Here is a 20,465-nt window from a genome sequence, read left to right on the forward strand (position 1 = left end):
CAGTTGTGGTGCCTAACGATAGTCAATGTGTCCAGAATTCTGGGTACATATCAAATACGGAACAGTGATGATGAAAGGGGTACAGTATTACCGTACCCGGATTACAGATGCAGACGGAAAGAGAGTGGCGATTTATGGACTGACACGCGAAGAATTGTATGACCGGGTGGAAGATGCCCAGAAGAAAATCGCGGAAGTGATTTTTCATAGAGAGAATCCGACCGTGGAAGAGTACTGCGAAAAATGGCTGCTGATGCGGTCTGGAATGGTAAGAACCAATACGTTGGAAGGATACGCACGGATGGTGAATCGGTACATCGTGGGTCCGATTGGACAGATGTATATGGACGAGGTGACCACAGATGACCTGCGGCTGCTGATGGTTCCGTTATCAAAAGGTTCTTCCGGAATGTATGGTCAGCTCAATATGCTGATTAAGAACATTTTTAATTCGGCAGAAGAGAGCAAGGTGATCAAAGAGAATCCGTCCAAAACGATTTGCGCAAGAGGCGGAAAGCCTGCGAAGCGGCGCGAGGCTTTGACGGATGAACAGACTGCCATTTTGCTGGATAGCATTCGTGAACTTCCACCGTATGTTTTCGTAATGATCGGCTTGTACGCGGGATTGCGTAGAGAAGAGATTCTTGGATTGAAATGGGACTGCGTATTCCTGGATGAAAAAACGCCGTACATTTCGGTAAGGCGTGCATGGCATGTGGAAGGCGGCGCGCCGGTAGTCAACACGCTTTTGAAGACACCGGCAGCAAAGCGAGATGTTCCGATTCCCAAATGCCTAGTAGCCTGTCTCAAGGAAGAAAGGGAAAAATCAGAATCGGAATATGTGATCTCGAATTCGAGGGGAACTGTTTTGACGGAAACACAGTTTGTGAGGGTCTGGAAGTACATAACAGTCCGTTCTACCGCAGAACGCTGTTATTACACCTATGTAAATGGACAGTCCATCAAGCATAGAATAAAGCCAAGGCTTGGTGAGCATCAGCCGAACAATCCCAAGCTGGTGTATACGATGGACTTCAAGGTGACTCCGCACATGCTGCGGCACACCTACATCACCAATCTGATTTACAAAGGTGTTGATCCTAAGACGGTGCAGTATCTGGCAGGCCATGAGAACAGCAAAACGACTATGGACATCTATGCGAAAGTCAAGTATAATAAACTTGAAAAATTAAGCAGCGTTGTGAATGCCGCATTCGGGCTGCGTTAAATTGCACCAAAAATTCCTCGATTTCGTGGGTTTACCTATGGGTTTACTAAGAGAGGGAAGCCCGAAAACCCGCATGAATACTGGACTTTTTGGATCAAGGATAGGTGAGTACGGCTTGAAGGCAGCTCGCCGTGCACCGCAGTTCTCCAAGAGATAATCGAGATTTCAAAATACACGAAAACCCCGGAAGCCACATGCTTCCGGGGTTTTTTCATGCCCAAAATTCTGTTCGACTGTTCGGTTTTGATGAATTTGAATGGAAAATTATGGGTTATAGTGGCCAAATTACTGGTGGACAATAGGAGCAAATGAAGTCCAATTTTGCCATCGACGGACGAACACATACTTGACTGATTTACATAGAGCCTTGGCTCATTCTTTGAAAACGAGAATGGGTCGAGGCTCTATTTTTTCGCCCGAAATCCGGCGAGACAAATTTGAGTAGGAGGTAACAGGTATGACGGATTTCAATCAGAAGACCCATGACACCGATGTGGGCAGTCATGGCGGACAGTCGAGGCAGATGATGGAGGTGTTTGAGAACCGGGAGTTTGGTTTGATCCGGTTGTAACAGGAGGCAGGCAAGACGTTCTTCTGTAGAGGCTCTGTACTATGGGCTGAATGCGCTGTCCAACAACCTAATTATGGTTGACCGGAAAAAGCTCAGGAACCCCAATGGGCTGATTCTGGGTCCCCCCGGTTCCGATAAATCTTTCTCTGCCAAGCGTGAAATTGCCAATGCGTTCCTGGTGACGGATGACGATGTAATCGTGTGCGATCCGGAAGCCGAGTACACGGCACTGGTGCAGAAATTTGAGGGGCAGGTCATTAAAATCAGCCCTTCCAGCACGCAGTATATCAACCCGATGGACATCAACGCGAATTATTCGGAAGAGGATAATCCGATTGCCTTGAAAGCAGATTTCATCCTGTCTCAGTGCGAGCTGATTGTGGGTGGCAAGGAAGGATTGCAGCCGGTAGAAAAGACGGTCATCGACCGCTGCGTTCACCTTTACATAGCCAAATGGTTTTTGAATGAACGATTTTGAGCTATGAAGCTATGGAATCTGTAGGCGATATCTGATAAAATAAAAAGTAAAAACAGCGTAAAAACTCGGAATTTATCAGAAAATGAGGAATAGTTGAAATGGAGGCGCTATAATAACATGAAGATTGAAGGGAACCAGAAAGAACTGGATGCAATGGTAGAATTTCATAAGGGAAACCGTGTCGAGGGGCTGAGACTGCAAGAAGAATTTGCAGCGGAATTTCGTGAGGAGTATAAAGACAAAGATCACTGTCCTTGCCTGAAAGCCTGTCGTTATCACGGAAACTGTAAGGAATGTGTAGCAATCCACAGAGCGCATCAGGAACATGTTCCTAATTGTATGCGACCATTGATTAATAAAAAATTGAAATTGATGTCAGAATTAACAGAGCATACCTTGGCAAATGAAATAGAAGCTCCACATGAGATTTTAAGAAAATAGGCAAGTCAAATTTCAGTTTGTAGACCAAAAACAGAATACCGTTCCTTACATAGCAGTCATGCGCTTCGGTGCATGGCTGCTAATTTTTTGCGAAAGGAGCAGTATCGAATGAAGCTTGTATTAGCGGAAAAGCCCTCGGTTGCCATGAGCCTCTCAAAGGTGATTGGGGCAAATCAGCGTGGGGATGGTTATATGAAGGGCAATGGCTATCTTATCAGCTGGTGTGTGGGGCATCTGGTGGAACTTTCCCAGCCGAAAGCCTATGATGAAAAGTATGCCAAGTGGAGGTATGATGATCTTCCGATTTTGCCGGAATATTGGCACTCTCAGACACCTGATTTTTCGCTGGAGAGTTTGGCATAATCTGACCAAATCCGAACAATTAAATACGATTCTAATACAGGCACTCAGTAACAAATAGCTGGATGCTTTTTTTGTTTCAGAGATTCCGGCATTAGAAAGGGCCGTCACTTCATCGCCGTCGCTAACCGGAAAGGCGGCGTTGGCAAAACAACAACCTGTGCGAACTTGGAAATAAGTCTGGCACAGGCCGGAAAGAAAGTGCTTCTGATCGACGGGGACCTACCCCACAAGGAAGCCTGACAATCAGCTTGGGAAATCCGCAACCGGACAAGCTGCCATTTACACTGTCGGATGCAATGGGCAAAATTCTGATGGATCAGCCTATACGCCTCGGAGAAGGTATTCCGCACCATGCAGAAGGCGTTGAACTGATGCCTGTGGATATTCAGCTTTCCGGGTTGAAGCAGCGTTCTGCGGGCAGCTTGCAAATGCGGATGAGCTGCATCACAACCGGCACGCTTTCACAGCTTCACGTGCCTGCTGAACGTCTGCTCCGAAGGTTTCAAATCCAGGGCAATCTTTTACATTCGGCATATCACATCACTCTATTACATTCTATTGTTCATAGGATGCACTGGGAATGATGTGATATGTGCTTCATCTTCATTTTATAATTCGCATATAAGGATTTGTTTTCCTCTCTAAAGAATTTATAATTGTTTTAGACAATCGAGAGAGGAGTCTTTTATGAGCGGTACTTTTGCGTTTCATAACATATATACAACAAAAAATGATGTCGAGAATATTCAAACGGTGTTGCATGAAGGAAATGAGTCAGGCGAAGGAACGATGCGGCGTTTTGAGGTAGCGCCTGGCATTCAAATTACCTATAACGATTTGAAAATGGACTCCTGTTTTCGTCCTATTCGATTTGAAAAAGACTTCTTGCAAATCAATCATTGCCTGGAAGGTTGCTATGAGTGTGAACCGGAAGGTGGCTCAGTCAGCTTTTTAGGCGAAGGCGACCTTTGCGTGGATTACCTCTCCAAAGATAAACAGGTGTTCCTTGGTTCCCGAATTCCTCTCAAGAAATATCGAGGCATCACTGTATTGCTGGAAATGGAAATAGCACAGCAAACTTTAGATCAGGGATTTCAGCAAGCTCACATCAGTCTGGAACAGATTAGAGAGCGATTGTGTACGGATGGTCGCTCCCTTATCATCAAATCTAAGCACGAAATCGACCATATTTTCAGCGAACTGTACTCGGTAGATGAGCGTATCCAGGTTCCATACTTTTGGATCAAGGTCATCGAATTGCTGCTGTTTTTAAGTCTCCTGGATGGCAGCGCAGTTTGCCGGCCGCAGCAGTTTTCTGCAGACATCTCTAAACGGACACAGGAGGTTTACCAGTACATCATAGAAAATCCCTTTACCAAAGATACCATTCAGGATTTGGCCTGTATGTTCGGACTGGCAGAGTCCAGCTTAAAAAGATGCTTCAAGTCTATCGCCGGAGCGTCCATCGGCACTTTTGTCAAGACGAAACGCATGGAGGCCGCTGCCGAACTGTTGGTTTCGGAGTCGGCTTTGAGCATCGGAGAGATTGGAAGTGCGGCAGGATATGAAAATCAAAGTAAGTTTTCTGCCGCTTTCAAATCTGTTATGGGTGTGACGCCGCAGGCGTACCGACACAAATACTGCTGATCTGATTGGAGCAGCTATCATTATTGATGTGCCAATGGTGAGTACGCTGTGGAGCAGCCGCTGAACCGCGGCTGCTTTTTTTGACCATGGATTAGCATAGACTAACTAATGTTTGGAGAGATGTACTATGCGGATTGCGGGAGGGACCGCAAAAAGAATTACCAAACGCATCATCAATTTTATTCTTGTCATGCCGGTGTCCGGCTTTGCTTTCCCGGGCGTAGGGCTGATTTATCCGGGCATCTGCCTCATCGTCTGCTGTGCAGGCTTCAACCTGCTGGGCGAGGGGCTGCGGGTTTGCTCCTTTTGTTTGATCTGATTGGAGCATAATATACCTTATAGGTCGTAGATGAAAGCGACCTAAAGCAGTAAACTAAAATCAAAAGATTAGCGATTGCTAATCGAAAATGATAAGGAGGTCTTGTATCCATGAAACAAAAATCCGGCGGGATTAAGCGATTGATGGAGTTCACAGGAAAGCATCGTGGGCTACTCACCGTTTCTCGCATTCTATCCGGTATCAGTTCAGTCTTTATCCTTGGCCCTTTCCTCTGCGTTTACTTTGCGGCGCGCGACTTGGTGGGCGTATTTGCCGGGACACCTTTAGACACGAACAGCCTTGTCCGCTGGGGCCTGCTTGCCCTGGGTTTGGAATTGATCGGTCTGGTCCTTTACTTTTCGGCGCTGCTCTGCTCTCATGTAGTGGCATTTCACACGGAGAAAAACCTAAAGATGGCAGCGTTGAAACATTTGGCGAAGATGCCGATGGGGTACTTTGACGCCAATCCCAGCGGAAAACTTCGGAAGATTATTGACGACAACAGTTTTCAGACTGAGACTTTCATCGCTCACCAGCTCCCCGACTTGGTGGGAGCGCAGGTCACGATGATCGTGAGTTTGGTGCTGATGCTGGTCTTTGACTGGCGTGTAGGTATCCCTCTCCTGCTACTCTTTGGCGTCGGTTTCTTCTTGCAGGGGTCCCTCATGGGGAAGGACAGCATGAAATTCATGCAGACCTACCAGGACTCTTTGGAAACGATGAACCATGAGGCGGTGGAGTACATCCGGGGCATTTCGGTAGTCAAGGTGTTCGGACAGACAGTGCACTCTATCACCAAGTTTAACGACGCCATCAAATCCTACCGGAAGTTTGCTCTGGATTACACGATGTCCTGCAAAAAGGGAATGGTGGCGTTTAACGCAGTCATCAATTCCAGCTTCCTGGTGCTGGTGCCTACGGCGCTTATTATCGGGTTCGTTTCCAACGACCTGATTGGCTTTATGCAAAGTTTTCTGTTCTATGTGATTTTCTCTCCTGCCTGTGCAGTTATGCTTAACAAGATCATGTATATGACCAGCTACAAGATGCAGGCTGAGGAGTCTATGCGCCGCATCGACATGATCTTGACTGCCGAACCGCAGGCGGAGACTTCTGTACCAAAACATCCAAAGACTTACGATGTCTCCTTTGAGGATGTGATCTTCGTATACGAAAATACGGAATATCCGGCGGTATCCCATTTGAGCTTTACAGCCAAGGCCGGAACAACTACCGCATTGGTCGGGCATTCCGGCTCCGGCAAAAGTACAACGGCCAGCCTGATCCCCCGTTTCTACGATGTGCAGCAGGGGACAGTCAAGATCGGTGGTGTGGACATTCGGGATATTCCTCATGCTGACTTGATGAAGATGGTTGCCTTTGTATTCCAGGACCCCAAATTGTTCAAGGACACCCTTCTGGAAAATATCCGGGCGGGCAGACCTTCCGCCACACGGGAGGAGGTCTTGCAGGCGGCGCATCTGGCCCAGTGTGATGACATTCTGGAGAAGTTCCCGGATGGCCTCGATACCGTGGTGGGCGGTAAAGGCGTCTATCTTTCCGGCGGTGAAATACAGCGCATTGCGATTGCTCGCGCCATTTTGAAAGACGCTCCGATTGTGGTGTTAGATGAGGCCACCGCCTACGCTGACCCGGAGAACGAGCAGCAGATCCGGAAAGCCTTTGAGGGGCTGGTCAAGGGCAAGACGGTCATTATGATCGCACACCGGCTCTCCGCCATTCAAGACGCTGATCTCATTCTGGTAATGAAGCAGGGTGAATTGGTGGAAAGCGGAACGCACGGCGCGCTGGTGAAACAGGGCAGCGAATACGCCAAGATGTGGAGCAACTATACAAAGACGACCAAATGGCACATTGGAAATGAGGTGAAAGTATGCTGAAACGAATGTTTGCCCTGAGCGATCCGGGATCAAGAGATTTGAACAAAGGAATTGCGGCCACTACCCTCAGCACGCTGTGCTTGATTGCTCCGGTCAGCCTGATGGTCATGGTGATATGGGAACTGCTGAATGTGATTTCCGGGCAGGAAAGCAGTATGCGGGATCATGCAGCCTTATTTATTTGCGGTACAGTAACCATGTTTATCATTGTGTTTTTGACCCAGTGGCTCCAGTACAACAAAACTTATACCGTGGCGTATGAGGAAAGCGCCAATCGCCGGATTGTCCTGGCAGAGAAGCTTCGGAAACTTCCGCTGTCCTTCTTTGGACAGCGCGATCTTTCTGACCTGACTACCACCATTATGGGGGATTGTACGTCTCTGGAGCGCGTATTTTCCAATGCGATCCCGCAGCTCTTTGGAACGATTTTCATGTTCATGATAACGGCTATCGGCCTGCTGGTGCTTGACTGGCGGATGGGCCTTTGCATCGTAGTGCCGGTGCCTGTGGCAGCCTTGGTAGTCTTTGCGGCAAAGAAAGCCCAGTCCAATGCCGAGAGCGCCAACATGGATGCCAAGAGAGCTGCCTATGACGGCGTGCAGGAATACCTTGATACCATCCGGGAGCTGAAATCCTGCTCCCGTGAAGAAGAATACCTGGAGGGGCTGGAAAAGAAGTTGGATAAGGTGGTGAAGTGTTCCTTCCGCAACGAGATTGCTCCCGGTGCTGCTACGACCACAGCTCAATTTATCCTTCGGTTTGGCCTTGTGGCGGTCATGCTGGTGGGCGGTATTCTGGTGACGGCCGGCTCGTTGTCCATCCCCATGTTCATTCTGTTCCTGCTTTTTGCCGGACGCATTTACGACCCCTTCACCAGTTGCTTCATGCTGATGGCAGAGGTGTTCTCTGCCCTTGTCAGCGTCGAGCGGATGAAGCAGATCGATGCGACCCCGGAGCAGACCGGCACCAATGTCTGCAATAACAAGGGCTACGACATTGCGTTTAAGAATGTAGCGTTCTCCTACAATGAGGAGCCGGTTTTGAAGGGCGTGTCCTTTGTGGCAAAACAAGGTGAGGTCACGGCACTGGTAGGTCCGTCCGGCAGCGGTAAGTCCACCGCCTCTAAACTGGCGGCCCGTTTTTGGGATGCGGACTCCGGGACCATTACCCTGGGCGGCGTGGATGTCAGAACAGTAGAACCGGAAACGCTGTTCAAGAACTATGCCATTGTGTTCCAGGATGTCATGCTCTTTGATGAGACTGTCATGGAGAATATCCGGCTGGGACGGGGCGATGCCACCGATGAGGAAGTTATGGCTGCGGCCAGAGCTGCCCAATGCGAGGAATTTATCCGGCGCCTGCCCCAAGGGTATCAGACGAATATCGGGGAAAACGGCAGCGCCCTGTCCGGCGGCGAGCGTCAGCGCATTTCGATTGCCCGCGCTCTGCTGAAAAATGCTCCCATTGTTCTGCTTGATGAGGCAACCGCCTCTATGGATGCCGAGAGTGAAACACTGGTGCAGGATGCCTTGTCGGTGTTGCTGAAGAATAAGACGGTCATGGTGATTGCCCATCGCATGAGGACAGTGGCAAATGCTGATAAGATCGTGGTTCTGGACGACGGCAAGGTCAGTGAGATGGGTACACCTGTTGAACTGATGAAAAAGGGCGGTCTATATGCACACCTTGTTGAATTACAGCAAGGAAAATAGAAAGGAAATCTCATGGAACAACACTGGAAGTTAAAAGATTTAGGTCTGACAATCGTATTTTCCGTGATTTACTGGTCGAGTCCATATTTGTGTGTAAATTAACTTCAGGTATAAGTCGAAACAGGCGACCAGCATAGTCGCCTGTTCCTTTGCAATAACCAAAAGCTTTTCCTGGACATCTGAAGTCAACAAAGCTTCATAGGACTCCTTTTTGAAGATAACCTTCCCCGATTGACTCAGACTATTCTGCTCTATCAGAACGGAACCCATCAATCGGATAAGAGACTCCTCGTTTAGAAAGATTTCTATGACCTGTGAACGGTGCTTCAGCTCTTTATTGAGTCGTTCAACAGCATTCGAAGTACGGAAGAATCGTTGCATTCCTAGTGGGAGTATCATGGCGGTCATGGCATTTTCAACCCCCTCATCAAGGCAGGACATTGCTGTTTCAGCTATATCCTGATACTCCTGAATGATCTGATTCTTTTTGTTCCTGGCGTCTTTTAGCGTATTGCAGGCAAACGTTTCCTGCAATTCAGCACGGATTCCCGTCTGAAACTTTTTCGGTGTTTTGTCTGCATTATTTCTAGAAAAGTGAAACTTGCATCTCTGCCAAGGCACAGTGGGAAAGACCGCGCCGATTGCATGAATAATGCCTTCGTGTGCATCAGAGGTAATCATGAGTACACCTTTGAGTCCGCGCTTTTTCAGACTTTTCAGGAAGCCCTGCCAAGTGTCTTTTGACTCGTTTCTATAGGCGGCGAAACCCAGAATCTCGCGGTGTCCCTGTTCGTTTGTGCCGTAAGCAATCATCAGGGCTTTTGAGATGACGCGATTATTCTCGCGAACCTTGAAATATGTTGCGTCGACGGTTAGGAATGGGTAGCATTCCTCCAGCGAACAATTTCTAAAAGATTAACTAACACCTTCCCTATTTTTCCGTAGCTCTCCCAAAGTGTTACCCGTATTACATTTTGAGGATTTCTACTTTCCATATTTCATACTATCTCTCCATAACTCGCCATAAGTTTAGTATCTCAATAGTATAAAAAGAGTCTTGACCATTTGTTAGTCAAGACTCTTTTTATTATTCTTCATCTATTTCTTTCAGTCTTAAAAGCCATTTTTTTATTACACCACTTTTGAAAAATGAGAGTAGTACACCATCGCAAAATCGTTCTGCCCGAACAGTTCCCACAAGCAATGCAACAACACATTTCCCATCCAATGAAGATACATCCGTATTTTGCATGGATTCCTTTTCCCATTTAATGTTATTTGTTTCTAAAATATCGTGATAACGGTTTAATTCGTATTCTGGGTGCTTAGAAACAAAGTCATAAACATCTTCTATGAAATGGTCTACCATATTTGAATAGGTTACGTAAGGCATTTGAATAGGATTCTCTAAAGTACCTTTATTTTTTCTGTCAATTATCCATTCTCCAAAATTATCATTTTCAATAGCGGATAGATAACCAGTTAATGTTGTATATGTCATCATTTAATCACACCTTTTATGTAAAGGAATTTCTGATTTCTTCTAATCTATTCTCTATAAGGTAATTACTCATATCACGAAGTTCGGTATAGCCCCTCGTTTGGTGGATTGTTTTAGTATCATCAAATCCGAACCCAAACATTTTATCATCTTTTGTCGGATCCATTTTTTGTTTGACTTCTGACATAAACAAGGACATCTCCTTATTTGTAAATGCTAACATAATCGTATCCCAAAAAGGACTATAGGCCTTTGCTTTTTCGGCATTGTCGGGGCGTTTCGCGTATATACCAACTAAAATATACCAACTTGCATTAGGCTGAATTAGGAAACGGTTAAACCATAGATAATATGGAAAACCAGAGTCTTTCTTTTCGTTGTAATAAGTTCTCGACATTTTCACTTGAATAGCATTGGATTTATTGACACCATGGTCATGTCGATATAATAACAAATCAATTCCTTTTTCCTGTGCTGACGCAGGGATAAATACTGAAACGCCTTTTATTTTCTTTGATAGATAATCTGCGACCGCAAACTCTCCATATTGCATTGTAAAAATTGGTTGCATATTTCATCACCTCATCTATATGGACTGTAAGAGTTCTATAAACTCTGCTCTTACATTTTAATAGATGTGATGTAATAATTCAATGCAAATATGAATTATAAATATAAATCAATATCGTGTCATAGTTTTGTGCCTGTTGTCAACTCTATAATGTAACTAAAATCAATTGTAGTCACCCTATTGGGATTGTTGGGAGCATATTCTGCCGCCTTTACCAGACGGGTAGGTGTTCACCGATCTTTCGCTCTATTTTGTGTTCTTGCGGCGATTTCCTGTTTGGTACTGGGCTCTACATCCCTTGCACTGCCGTCTGTCATCAGCGTGCTGATCTTGCGTCTCTCCAACACACTGTTTCAGCCCCTCCTGGCAGATCTCCAGAACCGGCAGATCACAAGCAGGAACCGAGCCACTGCACTCAGTGTGTGCGGTATGCTGGTGAATGGGATTGCCATTGGAACCAATCTGGTGTTTGGCGCCCTATCGGATTGGAATCTATCTGCTGCATTTTACTTCGGCAGTGTGATTTGCACCGTTGGACTGCTTCTTTTCTGGCTATGGCTGAAAACAGGCTATGGCGTGTTATCGCAGGATACAATGAGATCTTAATTAAATGCAATGGCAGACAGCTTTTCTTCAATGGCTGTCTGCCATTTTACTTAATATGACGATGTGGTAGTACAGTGATTTTGTAACACCTCTGCCCGATAGATTATAATGTCAGCAGCGGAGAAAAATACATGACTCGAATATCAGACGAAACCAGACGAAAAGTTGCTCGTGCGCACATTCAGGATGGACGCACGATCGCCAGCCTTGTGGCTGAGTACGGCATATCCGGAGCTTCCTGGTATTTGCAATCATTCCGATGTTCTTCTACAACGGCGAGAAGGGCAAGGGAATAAAGATTTTAACTCTGTCCGTCTTGCTTGCGCCGTTCGCGATCCGTCTTGTGACGCCCGTCACAGAACTTGTGGTTTTGATTTATGTTATAATCCGGATGAAGCGAGCCACGGCAAAACTTCCGGCTAAGGGGGCGGAGGCATAGACAAAAGTGGCGGGGCCTCGGTAGAAGCGGGGAGAAATACTTTATGTCAAAAGATGAATATTTGATCACAGATGCGCCGCTCAAGGCGCTGACCGTTTTTGCGATGCCGCTGATTCTCGGCAGTTTCTTTCAACAGGTCTATAACATGGCCGATTCTATCATAGTCGGCCGTTTTGTGGGTTCCTCTGCGCTCGCGGCGGTCGGGGCCTGTGCGGCGCTCACAAATGTCTTTATCTGTGTGGCACTCGGTGCCGGTGTCGGCGCGGGCGTGCTGGTGAGTCGCCATTTCGGCGCCAAAGAATACGACAAGATGAAGACCATTGTGTCGACTTCGCTCATCAGTTTTTTGCTGCTCAGTATATGCCTCGGCGTCATCGGTTTTTGCTTTTCCAAGCGGATGTTGCGGGGCTTACAGACGCCCCTGGACATTCTGGACACGGCTTCGCTGTACCTTCGCATCTATTTTGCGGGCTTTCCGTTTTTGTTTATGTACAACATTCTCTCTACCATGTTTACCTCCATCGGTGAATCGAGGATTCCGCTGGGACTTCTGATTTTCTCCTCGCTCCTCAATATAGGGATGGATTTTTGGATGGTGGCAGGGCTTGGACTCGGCGTGTTCGGCGCAGCGCTCGCGACCTTAATCGCACAGGGGATTTCCGCAGTGCTATCGCTTCTTCTTTTTTTGATCCGGATGAAGCGCTATCAGGGCAGTTTTCGACGCTTTGACTGGCAGGAATTACAGTCCATGTTAGGTATCGCGGTCCCGTCGGTCCTGCAGCAGTCGACCGTCTCTGTCGGGATGATGCTTGTTCAGGCGGTTGTGAATCCCTTCGGAACCCAGGCGCTCGCGGGCTATGCGGCTACCATGCGGGTGGAGAATGTCTTCTCGTTGATCTTTGTGTCCATCGGCAATGCGGTCTCGCCCTTTGTCTCCCAGAACCTTGGCGCCGGGAAGACAGAGCGGATCCGAAAAGGATACCGCGCCGCGATATTGCTGGATGTTTGCTTTGCGCTCCTGGCGTTTCTTATCATTGAAAGCTTGCACACCCGCATTTCCGCGCTGTTTTTGGGAAAAGACGGAACGGAACTCGCGTATCGGGTATCCGGAGAGTACATGAAATGGCTCGGCTATTTCTTTCTTTTCATGGGAATTAAAATGGCGACGGACGGCGTGCTTCGCGGACTCGGCAAGATGTGTCCGTTCCTCATCGCGAATCTGGTGAATCTCGCGATTCGCCTCGCGGTTGCGCTACTGTTTGCGCCGCGCTTTGGCATCGCGTTTGTCTGGCTTGCGGTTCCGGCAGGTTGGTTTGCGAACTTTGTGATTTCTTATATCGCGCTCAGGAAGGCATGGCTCGCAATTAAAACGCAGGCTTGAGCATCCGGAAAACCGATCATGTTCCATTCGAGACAGCCTCTTACAAAAGTGAGGGGCTGTCTTTTTGATGCGGTAACTTTTATCGATGCGCACTGATTTTCCGGTGGAAAGATGCAACGCAATGCGATAAACTATAATTAGTTATATTTAACTGGTTATTTGTTGACGCAGACAGGGCATTGAAATTCCGGTTAGGTTTTGTCCCGGAAAACAGTGCGGCATGATTTGCGGTGAAGCTTATTGTGAATGAGGTGATACGATGAACGATGATTTAAGAGAAGTTTATGAACGGCTCGGGAAGCGCTACGAAACAGAGCGGGAAGAAATGCCGGTTTTGGATGAGTTTATCCTTGAGTACCGCTGGTTCATGTGTGCCGATACGAGAGGCCGGGTCTCGCAGTGCTTGCGCGTGGGTAAGGAGAAGAGCCCGGAGGCGTATCAGGCGGTATTGTCAAAAGAGCTCGGAAAGCCGGTTAATCAGGTGATTGAGAACTTTTTTGCGGCGGATGATGAGACGCTTCGAGAGCCGCTTGTCGCACTGTTGAATTTGATGAGCAAGCCCTTCAACACCGCCGAGCGTCTTACGGAGCAGGGTATTGTGCGTGAGCCGGGACTGCAGTTTCCCTATGATGTTTCGGGCAAGAAAGTCGGTATTATAGGCTATGGACTTTACAATCAGTTTTTCCTCGGAAAATGCGAGGAGTTTCATGCCTTTGATTTGCGGCCGGAAAAAGGACTTTTGAATTACCGTATCGGGAGAGAGGGCATGAAAGTCTATCCGGAGGGGATTCACTGGCATCTCGGGAAGAGCGCCATCGACTATGCGGAGGTGCTAAAGACTCTGGATATGGTAATTATGACGGGATGCACGATCGTCAATGACAGTTACCGGGATATCCTGGCCTGCTGTGAGAAGGCAGAGATTCGCGGCATTTACGGCCCGAGCAATGAGCTCTGCCCCGCCTATCTCTTCGATCTCGGCTACAATTATATTTTCAGTGCCTCGGTGCGCGATAAAGAGAGCTATTTGCAGGCACAGCTTGCACCACTCCCCGTGGGGGAAGATTTAAAATACATGGATTTATATATTCTACGGCGGAAATAATTTGGGGAATCAAGGCAGCCCGATAAGGAGGCTGCCTTTTTTGTGCTTTTTCGCCTCACAGCAGGTATACAATCATTTCCGGCCTTACAACTTGACGGAAGTCGGTACAGGAAGTAAGGTAAATGTGAAAGAATTATGAAGAAACGCGCTAAAATATAAGAAAAAAACAGGCATTCTGCAAGAGCGCGGGACGGAAGAGGGGGAGTTGTGTGAAAGAGAATGAGCGGGAAAAACTGCGCCCTTTGCTCTGTGAGGCGCTGTTGAAACTCCAAACGCATGATTACGGCTGGGTCGGCACGGACAAGTTCGAACAGGAATTGCAAAAGGCAGGGATTCGATATCAAGAATATGGCATAGAGACGCTGCGCGCCTTTTTGAAGTCCTTTCCGGAGGATATCGTCATCACGGACAGTGCTGCCACACAGGCGGGAGAGCCGGAAAGAAGCTATGTTATTTTGCGGCAGTACCGTCGATTAATACGTCAAAAGAGTTGGCAGGAGGGCAAGGTCCCGGATGAAAAGAAGCCGGTTTTGACCAAGCTGCTTCGGGCCATTTTGCAAAATTTGTCGCTGGAGCAGGGCGAATGGATTGATATCACACAGGTCGGAAACGCTGTGGCTGCGGCGGGCATCAACTATAAAGAGTATGGCTTCATCCAGCTGAATTTATTTTTGCAGCAGTTTGCGGAACAGATTGAGCTGAAATTTTCCGATCCGTCCGAGAAAAGAGCGAAGACTTTGGTGCGGCTTCGTCGCTTTGCGATAAGCGTTTCCCGCAGGACAGAAAGCACGGCGGCTTGCGAGAGCGAGCCGGAAAGGCCGAAATTTGTTCTGGACGATCGTGTGAGAGAACGCCTTGAAAAAGAAATTTTGAAACGAGCGCAACAGTTTTCCTTAGAGGAAAACTGTTGGAGAGCCGCGAAGTCTTTTCTCGAATTCTTGCAACAAAACGGAGTGGATTCTAAGGAGTACGGCACTGCTGACGGCATCCTGTTTTTAAAACAGTTTCCCTCTCTGCTCGACGTTCGGATGAAGGCGTCCACCAACGGTAAGAGTCTCTATCCTGTGGTTCGGTTGCATCGTGAAGAGCAACCGTCCGGACAAGCACCGCGGAAAGTTGAGGCAGAGCGCATCCCCGAAGACAGGAGGGCTTCGGAGGCACCTGCCGCTGCTGCTCTGCGAGATTCGCACGCTTTCGCAAAGGTCTCGAGCGAGAGGTTACAGAGACTCGTGAAGCTTCTGTGCCCGGAGCCCTGGAACTACGGAGATACAGTCTTACCTGTCGCGGTAACGGCTCCCGTCTTCGGCAGATATATGGAGAACTATATTTCCCGGATATACGCGGAAAATAAGTTCCGGCATTGCCGGGAAACCTTGCCCGGCTATCAAGATGTGCAGTACGGAATCTGCCATACCGGGCTTGTCACAGCGGATTTCAGACCGATTTATGCGTTCTTTAAAAATAATCTTTTGAAGACCGGTCCGCGCTGGAATCTCGAGAGTTTTGTGGCAGTCGGGACACAGGCGTTTGAAGATGTTTCCCGTCATTTCGAAGCGCTTCCGCCCGCAGCCGCATATGAGCTTCCGGAGATACAGGCTTTGTCGGACGGCGCGGCGCTGTACTGCGATTACCGGCGGATTCTCACGGAGCAGACGGAGAGACTCCCGCTCGAATTTTTACAGGGCGTTTGCATGCGGGAGATGCTGACAAGCGGGGACAGCACACCGGAAGAAGTCTATACACTGCATCCGGAAAATGCGGCGCGAAAACGGTATTTCATGAACTTAGGCAAACAAATCGAAGAGGTACCGGAAGTATCGGAGGCGATGAAGCGGGCGTTTGGCCAGATTGTGAACCGCAGTCTGCGGGAGTTTCGCTGGAACCGGGGGGTGGCACTGCCCGGTTATGATGTTGCGCGGAATGTCTGTGATATTCTGTTGCCGCTCCGATTTGCGGAAGGAAGGGAGCCGGAACGCGCAATCGCGGTAGAGCGCACAGAGGCAGGCGATTATATCGCGCGAGAAGTGCTCTCCCTCTCGAGCGCGCACCGCAGGTGCCGCGCGGTTCTGTACCCGGAGAGCCGGTGGCTCTCGGCAGAAAAGGCAGCTGCCTATGACCTGGGCTGACGATTCCGAGAAGTTCAGCGTCAGTAATCAAAGAAAATCTGATTCACAGCGCGGTTTTCGGAAGGCGATGTTTGATGCCTCGTTTCTGGGCATAGGGCCGGTTTTAATCTCTATGCCCGGCTGAAAAACGGCGCAGGATACGGGTTAAAGTTCCGAGAGGCGGATTTTTCGGCCACAAGATGAGAAGAGGCCGGCAAAGGGGCTGCGCCAAACGGTCAAGTATCATTGCGGCATAGACAAGCAGATAAGAAAAGGGGATGCGTCATGAAAAAGAGGTTTGTGGGGGTCTTGTTTCTTTGCTGTATCACGGCGAGTGTGGCGTGCGGCGCAAAATCGCAGGAGGTCAAAGCAGTAGGACAAACGATGGTGGCGGCCAAGGTGAAGAAAAATACACTCGCTGCAAGTCATGCGGCCACTGTGACGGAGAGCGGCGCGGCAAGCACTGCGGCGGCAGGCGGCAGCGCAGCAGAAACGACCTCCGCCGTAAACGAGAGTGTCGTAGCGCCCGCATCAACCGCGGAAAAAAGTGAAGCACCGACGGAAGCGCTGGATGCGGAGACATATCTCTGCTTTCAGAGCAGCCTCTATACCTACGGGGAATTTCAGCGGGATCTGAGTCAGTTGCAAAAGCAGGCAGGAAGCGCGCTGCGGGTTGATGTGCTCGGAAAGACAGTCGACGGCAATCAGCTCTATGACCTCCGCATCGGGAATCCGGAGGCAAAGCATCATCTACTGGTCTTCGGTGGCATTCACGCGCGGGAGTATATCACAGTGCAACTTGTGATGCGGCAGTCTGTGGGACTGCTTGCGGCACAACAGAAAAACGACAGTTTCCGCGATGCCTTAGTCAGAGATTTGCTCGCGGACACGGAGATTCACTTTATTCCGATGGCAAATCCGGACGGCATCAGCATAAGTCAGCTCGGCATGGACGGCATTCACACGGAGGCTGTGCGGGAGACGGTCCGGAACATCGCGGCAAAGGACGGGAAGCAGCTCACGACGGGCTATTTGCAACAGTGGAAATCGAATGCGAACGGTGTCGATCTGAACCGGAACTTTGACGCGCTCTGGGAGTCCTATAACGATCACCTCGGTCACGCCTCGGCGGACCACTATAAGGGAACGGCGCCGGAGTGTGAGATTGAGTCGAAGGCGCTCGCCGATCTGACCCGGCGGGTCAAATTTGACGCGACTCTCAGTTACCACACGCAGGGCGAAGTGATTTACTGGAACTTCGGGCAGGAGGGGGCGCTTCGCGACATGACCCTGGCCCTCGCAAAGCGAACCGCAGAACTGACCGGCTACCGCCTGGACGGCAATTTTCAGGCGCTCGACACAGCCGGATATAAGGACTGGGCCATCTCGAAGATGGGTATCCCGAGTCTCACGATTGAGGCGGGTCACGGCGGCAATCCGGTGGATCCGGCGCAGATGGAAAGCATTTGGCGCGAGAATAAGGATGTCGTGCCGATGACCTTGGAGCTGATTGTAAAAGGCGAAGTACACCGCATCAATGAAACAAAATAACAGGGAGGAAGCAAACAAAATGGCAGAAGGAAAGGGCGGAACGCATATCGTGGCGCTCGCGGCGGCGGGCGTTGTGGCCGTTGGAATTGTGGCGGGCGTATTGATTGCGAGTCAGAAACCGGAGAAGCGCTTTGAGGCGGCGGCACTACAGACAGAGACCCGGGAAACGGTAACGCGCCGGGAGACGGAAACAAGTGCTGCGGAGACCGAGACGGAGGTTATGACAGCGGCAGCGGCATCCGCAACGACGCCAGCGACAGAGGGCGCACCGCCCACGACAGAGGGTGCACCGCCCATGACAGCGGCGGCTGCACCGGTGGTAGTGACAGCGGCGGCCACAGCAGCCGCGGACTACTCGCGTACCATGTATGTCTCGCACTGCGCGCAGTCGATCTCGCTGCGCGAATCGCCGACCACGGCGGCGCGCGCCGTAAAGCAGATTCCGTTTGCGGCGCCGGTGACCGTGCTGGAGACCGCGGACAACGGTTTTTACAAGGTCATTTACAACGGGACCACAGGGTATTCGCTCGCATCGTACCTCATCAACTATCAGCCGGACGAGTCGGAGCGGCTGGACAAGCCGGTCGGCGCGGTAGAGACAACCGCCAGTCCAAGTCCGACCTACCGGACCATGTTCTGTGTGAACTGCAAAGAGTATATTACACTTCGCAGCGTGCCGGACACGAAGGGAGCGGATCTCGCGCACATTCCGCTCGGCGCTTCGGTCAGCTATGTGAGGACGGCAGACAACGGCTTTTACGAGGTGATTTATAACGGCAAGCGCGGCTATGCGCTGGCGCAGTATCTGAGCTACTGAGAAAGCCGTGTTTCGGTGAAGGGGGAAATGCTATGAAAAAGCAGCAAATCGCGGGCATGGTATTTGCAGCCGTACTGGTACTCGGCATTGCGATGTTTGCAGGCTATCAGAGCACGCGCTATCCGCGGACGCTACAGGCAGCGAATCGGGCGGTACAGGCGGGACAGGAGGCAGAGGCGGTCTCTCTCTATGAGAAGGCAGTGAATGTAAGCCCGAAGAAAGCGGAGGCGTATCTGGCGCTCGCAGATATTTACGAGAAGAACAACCAGCACACGGATGCGGTGTCTGTTCTGAAGAAAGCAGCCGGGAAGATGACAGAGAAGTCGGGCGAGGCCACGAAGATTCAGGAGAAACTGGAAGAACTGAACCCCACGGTCACGGCGTCGCAGGAATCGGGAACGTATCAGGACCCGGTGGAGCTGAAACTCGAGAGTAAGGGCGGCAAGGAGATTCGGTACGAGATTTCGGAGGCGCCGGACAGCACGGACAGCGCCCCGCAGAGCTATGCGGAGCCGCTCAGTTTCCGGCGAAACGGAACTTACCGAATCAAGTGCTATGCGATGAATCAGAACGGCGAGGCGGGTGAGCCGACCGAGCTGAACTTCACGATTCAGCTGGACCCGGAGAAATACCATATGAACAGCTGGTATCAGGGCAAGGACGGCAGCTGGTATTACAACAACGACACAGGCGAGCCTGTGATCGGTTGGCGCCTCATCGACAACAACTGGTACTACTTCGCGGACGACGGTAGAATGAAGACCGGCTGGATGCAGCTGGACGGCAAGTACTACTACATAGACGATAACGGCGTGATCGCAAACGGCTGGCGGCAGTTTGACGGGCGGTATTACTACTTTTTAAGCGACGGCAGCATGGCGGCAAATCAGTGGGTCGACGGCGCCTACTATGTGGGCGCGGACGGCGTGATGCTGGTATCGACGACGACACCGGACGGCAACCAGGTCGATACGAGCGGAAAGAAGATCGAGAAGAGCCGGAATGAGAAAGCGGTCGAGGCTTACCGACAGATACTGCGCGACGGAAGTTGGAAAGATCCCAAATATCCCGAAGGAGTGTTCGGTGTGATAGATATCAACGGAGACGGGGTGCTGGAAGCATTTGCTCTGGCAGGCAATCATTACGAAATGCAAACACCGACCGAAAAAAATGAAAGTATCTTGAAAATATTTTATTATACCGACAAGTTGCAAGTGGAAGAAATGGAGAATGTAGCGGAAGGCATTTTATATATTCCGTCGAGAAAACAGTTGATTATACCATTTGACTCTGATGAGCTAAGCGGGAGCAAAATTTTTGAATTCAATGGAAATCAGCATGGTCATCTCATAGAGGATTCGTCTATTGATACTCTCAAATGGAGCGAGTTGGAAAACAAGAATCCTGCGGCACTCAGTGAAGGAGAAAGAAAGCAATTGCAGGAGTATAGGAGACGGGATCAGCAGTACTATCGTGTTCCCTACCATCGTTTAAATGCTGAAGAAATTAATCCGGAAAATCTCGATCGATACTTGCAGGGAAATGGGAAAGAGACCGGATATTTTGATTAACGGTCATACTATGCCCTCGACAGGTAAGACATGTAACATCGTTCGTATCTTGGATTAGATGACAGAAGGTGTCGTTTGCACCCCAATTGTTATATGTGTTATGGCGGTTTTAAAATAATGGAGCTGTGCCATCAGCCGAACAGAGTGCGGTTATCGAT

14 protein-coding genes and 4 pseudogenes are annotated in these 20,465 nt (G+C 49.5%); 15 read left to right on the top strand and 3 right to left on the bottom strand.

Translation table 11 applies throughout. From position 1 onward, the window contains the following. Positions 1 to 25: 25 nt before the first annotated feature. The 9 genes and pseudogenes from ACO4XG_RS03395 (at position 26) to ACO4XG_RS03435 (ending at position 8,660) form a co-directional block, all read left to right on the top strand. Complete coding sequence (locus ACO4XG_RS03395) at positions 26 to 1,228, top strand: tyrosine-type recombinase/integrase (protein WP_485129650.1); 1,203 nt, start codon at positions 26 to 28, stop codon at positions 1,226 to 1,228. 599 nt (positions 1,229 to 1,827) lie between these two features. Then, positions 1,828 to 2,265 (top strand): annotated as a pseudogene (locus ACO4XG_RS03400) (VirB4-like conjugal transfer ATPase, CD1110 family); the annotation flags it as partial. Between the two features lie 129 nt (positions 2,266 to 2,394). Further along, complete coding sequence (locus ACO4XG_RS03405) at positions 2,395 to 2,718, top strand: LPS biosynthesis protein (protein ID WP_204872034.1); 324 nt, start codon at positions 2,395 to 2,397, stop codon at positions 2,716 to 2,718. Positions 2,719 to 2,826: 108 nt separating this feature from the next. Continuing rightward, positions 2,827 to 3,048, top strand: a pseudogene (locus tag ACO4XG_RS03410) (DNA topoisomerase III); the annotation flags it as partial. 144 nt (positions 3,049 to 3,192) lie between these two features. After that, positions 3,193 to 3,485, top strand: a pseudogene (locus tag ACO4XG_RS03415) (ParA family protein); the annotation flags it as partial. 283 nt (positions 3,486 to 3,768) lie between these two features. Next, positions 3,769 to 4,728, top strand: coding sequence for a helix-turn-helix domain-containing protein (locus ACO4XG_RS03420; RefSeq protein WP_485129651.1), 960 nt, complete (start codon positions 3,769 to 3,771; stop codon positions 4,726 to 4,728). A gap of 127 nt (positions 4,729 to 4,855) precedes the next feature. Continuing rightward, positions 4,856 to 5,047 carry a hypothetical protein gene (locus ACO4XG_RS03425; RefSeq protein WP_485129652.1) on the top strand — a complete coding sequence of 64 codons (192 nt, stop codon included), beginning with the start codon at positions 4,856 to 4,858 and terminating at the stop codon, positions 5,045 to 5,047. A 110-nt stretch (positions 5,048 to 5,157) separates the two neighbouring features. Next, the gene (locus ACO4XG_RS03430) at positions 5,158 to 6,948 is read left to right on the top strand and encodes an ABC transporter ATP-binding protein (protein WP_485129653.1); all 1,791 of its coding nucleotides are present in this window, start codon (positions 5,158 to 5,160) and stop codon (positions 6,946 to 6,948) included. Next, a complete protein-coding gene (locus tag ACO4XG_RS03435) occupies positions 6,942 to 8,660 on the top strand; it encodes an ABC transporter ATP-binding protein (protein WP_485129654.1) in 1,719 nt (572 codons plus the stop codon). Before ACO4XG_RS03430 ends, ACO4XG_RS03435 begins: the two co-directional genes overlap by 7 nt. 123 nt (positions 8,661 to 8,783) lie before the next feature. On the opposite strand, the pseudogene ACO4XG_RS03440 reads toward ACO4XG_RS03435, so the two are convergent. The 3 genes and pseudogenes from ACO4XG_RS03440 to ACO4XG_RS03450 all read right to left on the bottom strand — a co-directional run. Beyond that, a pseudogene (locus ACO4XG_RS03440) lies at positions 8,784 to 9,560 on the bottom strand (IS256 family transposase); the annotation flags it as partial. A 187-nt stretch (positions 9,561 to 9,747) separates the two neighbouring features. Further along, positions 9,748 to 10,164: a DUF6508 domain-containing protein gene (locus ACO4XG_RS03445; protein WP_308508152.1), complete on the bottom strand. Its 417-nt coding sequence runs from the start codon at positions 10,162 to 10,164 to the stop codon at positions 9,748 to 9,750. A 13-nt stretch (positions 10,165 to 10,177) separates the two neighbouring features. Further along, a complete protein-coding gene (locus ACO4XG_RS03450) occupies positions 10,178 to 10,732 on the bottom strand; it encodes a hypothetical protein (protein WP_308508151.1) in 555 nt (184 codons plus the stop codon). Between the two features lie 1,088 nt (positions 10,733 to 11,820). Between ACO4XG_RS03450 and ACO4XG_RS03455 the strand changes: the two genes are divergently transcribed. The 6 genes from ACO4XG_RS03455 (at position 11,821) to ACO4XG_RS03480 (ending at position 20,307) form a co-directional block, all read left to right on the top strand. Then, the gene (locus ACO4XG_RS03455; RefSeq protein ID WP_308508150.1) at positions 11,821 to 13,158 is read left to right on the top strand and encodes an MATE family efflux transporter; all 1,338 of its coding nucleotides are present in this window, start codon (positions 11,821 to 11,823) and stop codon (positions 13,156 to 13,158) included. Between the two features lie 259 nt (positions 13,159 to 13,417). Continuing rightward, a complete protein-coding gene (locus ACO4XG_RS03460) occupies positions 13,418 to 14,263 on the top strand; it encodes a Rossmann-like domain-containing protein (protein WP_308508149.1) in 846 nt (281 codons plus the stop codon). A gap of 209 nt (positions 14,264 to 14,472) precedes the next feature. Then, on the top strand, positions 14,473 to 16,389 hold the full coding sequence (locus ACO4XG_RS03465; protein WP_308508148.1) for a DUF3825 domain-containing protein: 1,917 nt from the start codon (positions 14,473 to 14,475) through the stop codon (positions 16,387 to 16,389). A gap of 264 nt (positions 16,390 to 16,653) precedes the next feature. Then, positions 16,654 to 17,919 carry a M14 family zinc carboxypeptidase gene (locus ACO4XG_RS03470; protein ID WP_308508147.1) on the top strand — a complete coding sequence of 422 codons (1,266 nt, stop codon included), beginning with the start codon at positions 16,654 to 16,656 and terminating at the stop codon, positions 17,917 to 17,919. A gap of 19 nt (positions 17,920 to 17,938) precedes the next feature. Further along, positions 17,939 to 18,736, top strand: coding sequence for an SH3 domain-containing protein (locus ACO4XG_RS03475; RefSeq protein WP_308508146.1), 798 nt, complete (start codon positions 17,939 to 17,941; stop codon positions 18,734 to 18,736). A 32-nt stretch (positions 18,737 to 18,768) separates the two neighbouring features. Next, complete coding sequence (locus ACO4XG_RS03480; protein WP_308508145.1) at positions 18,769 to 20,307, top strand: tetratricopeptide repeat protein; 1,539 nt, start codon at positions 18,769 to 18,771, stop codon at positions 20,305 to 20,307. The last annotated feature ends 158 nt before the right edge of the window (positions 20,308 to 20,465 follow it).

The organism is Stomatobaculum sp. (assembly GCF_057248925.1).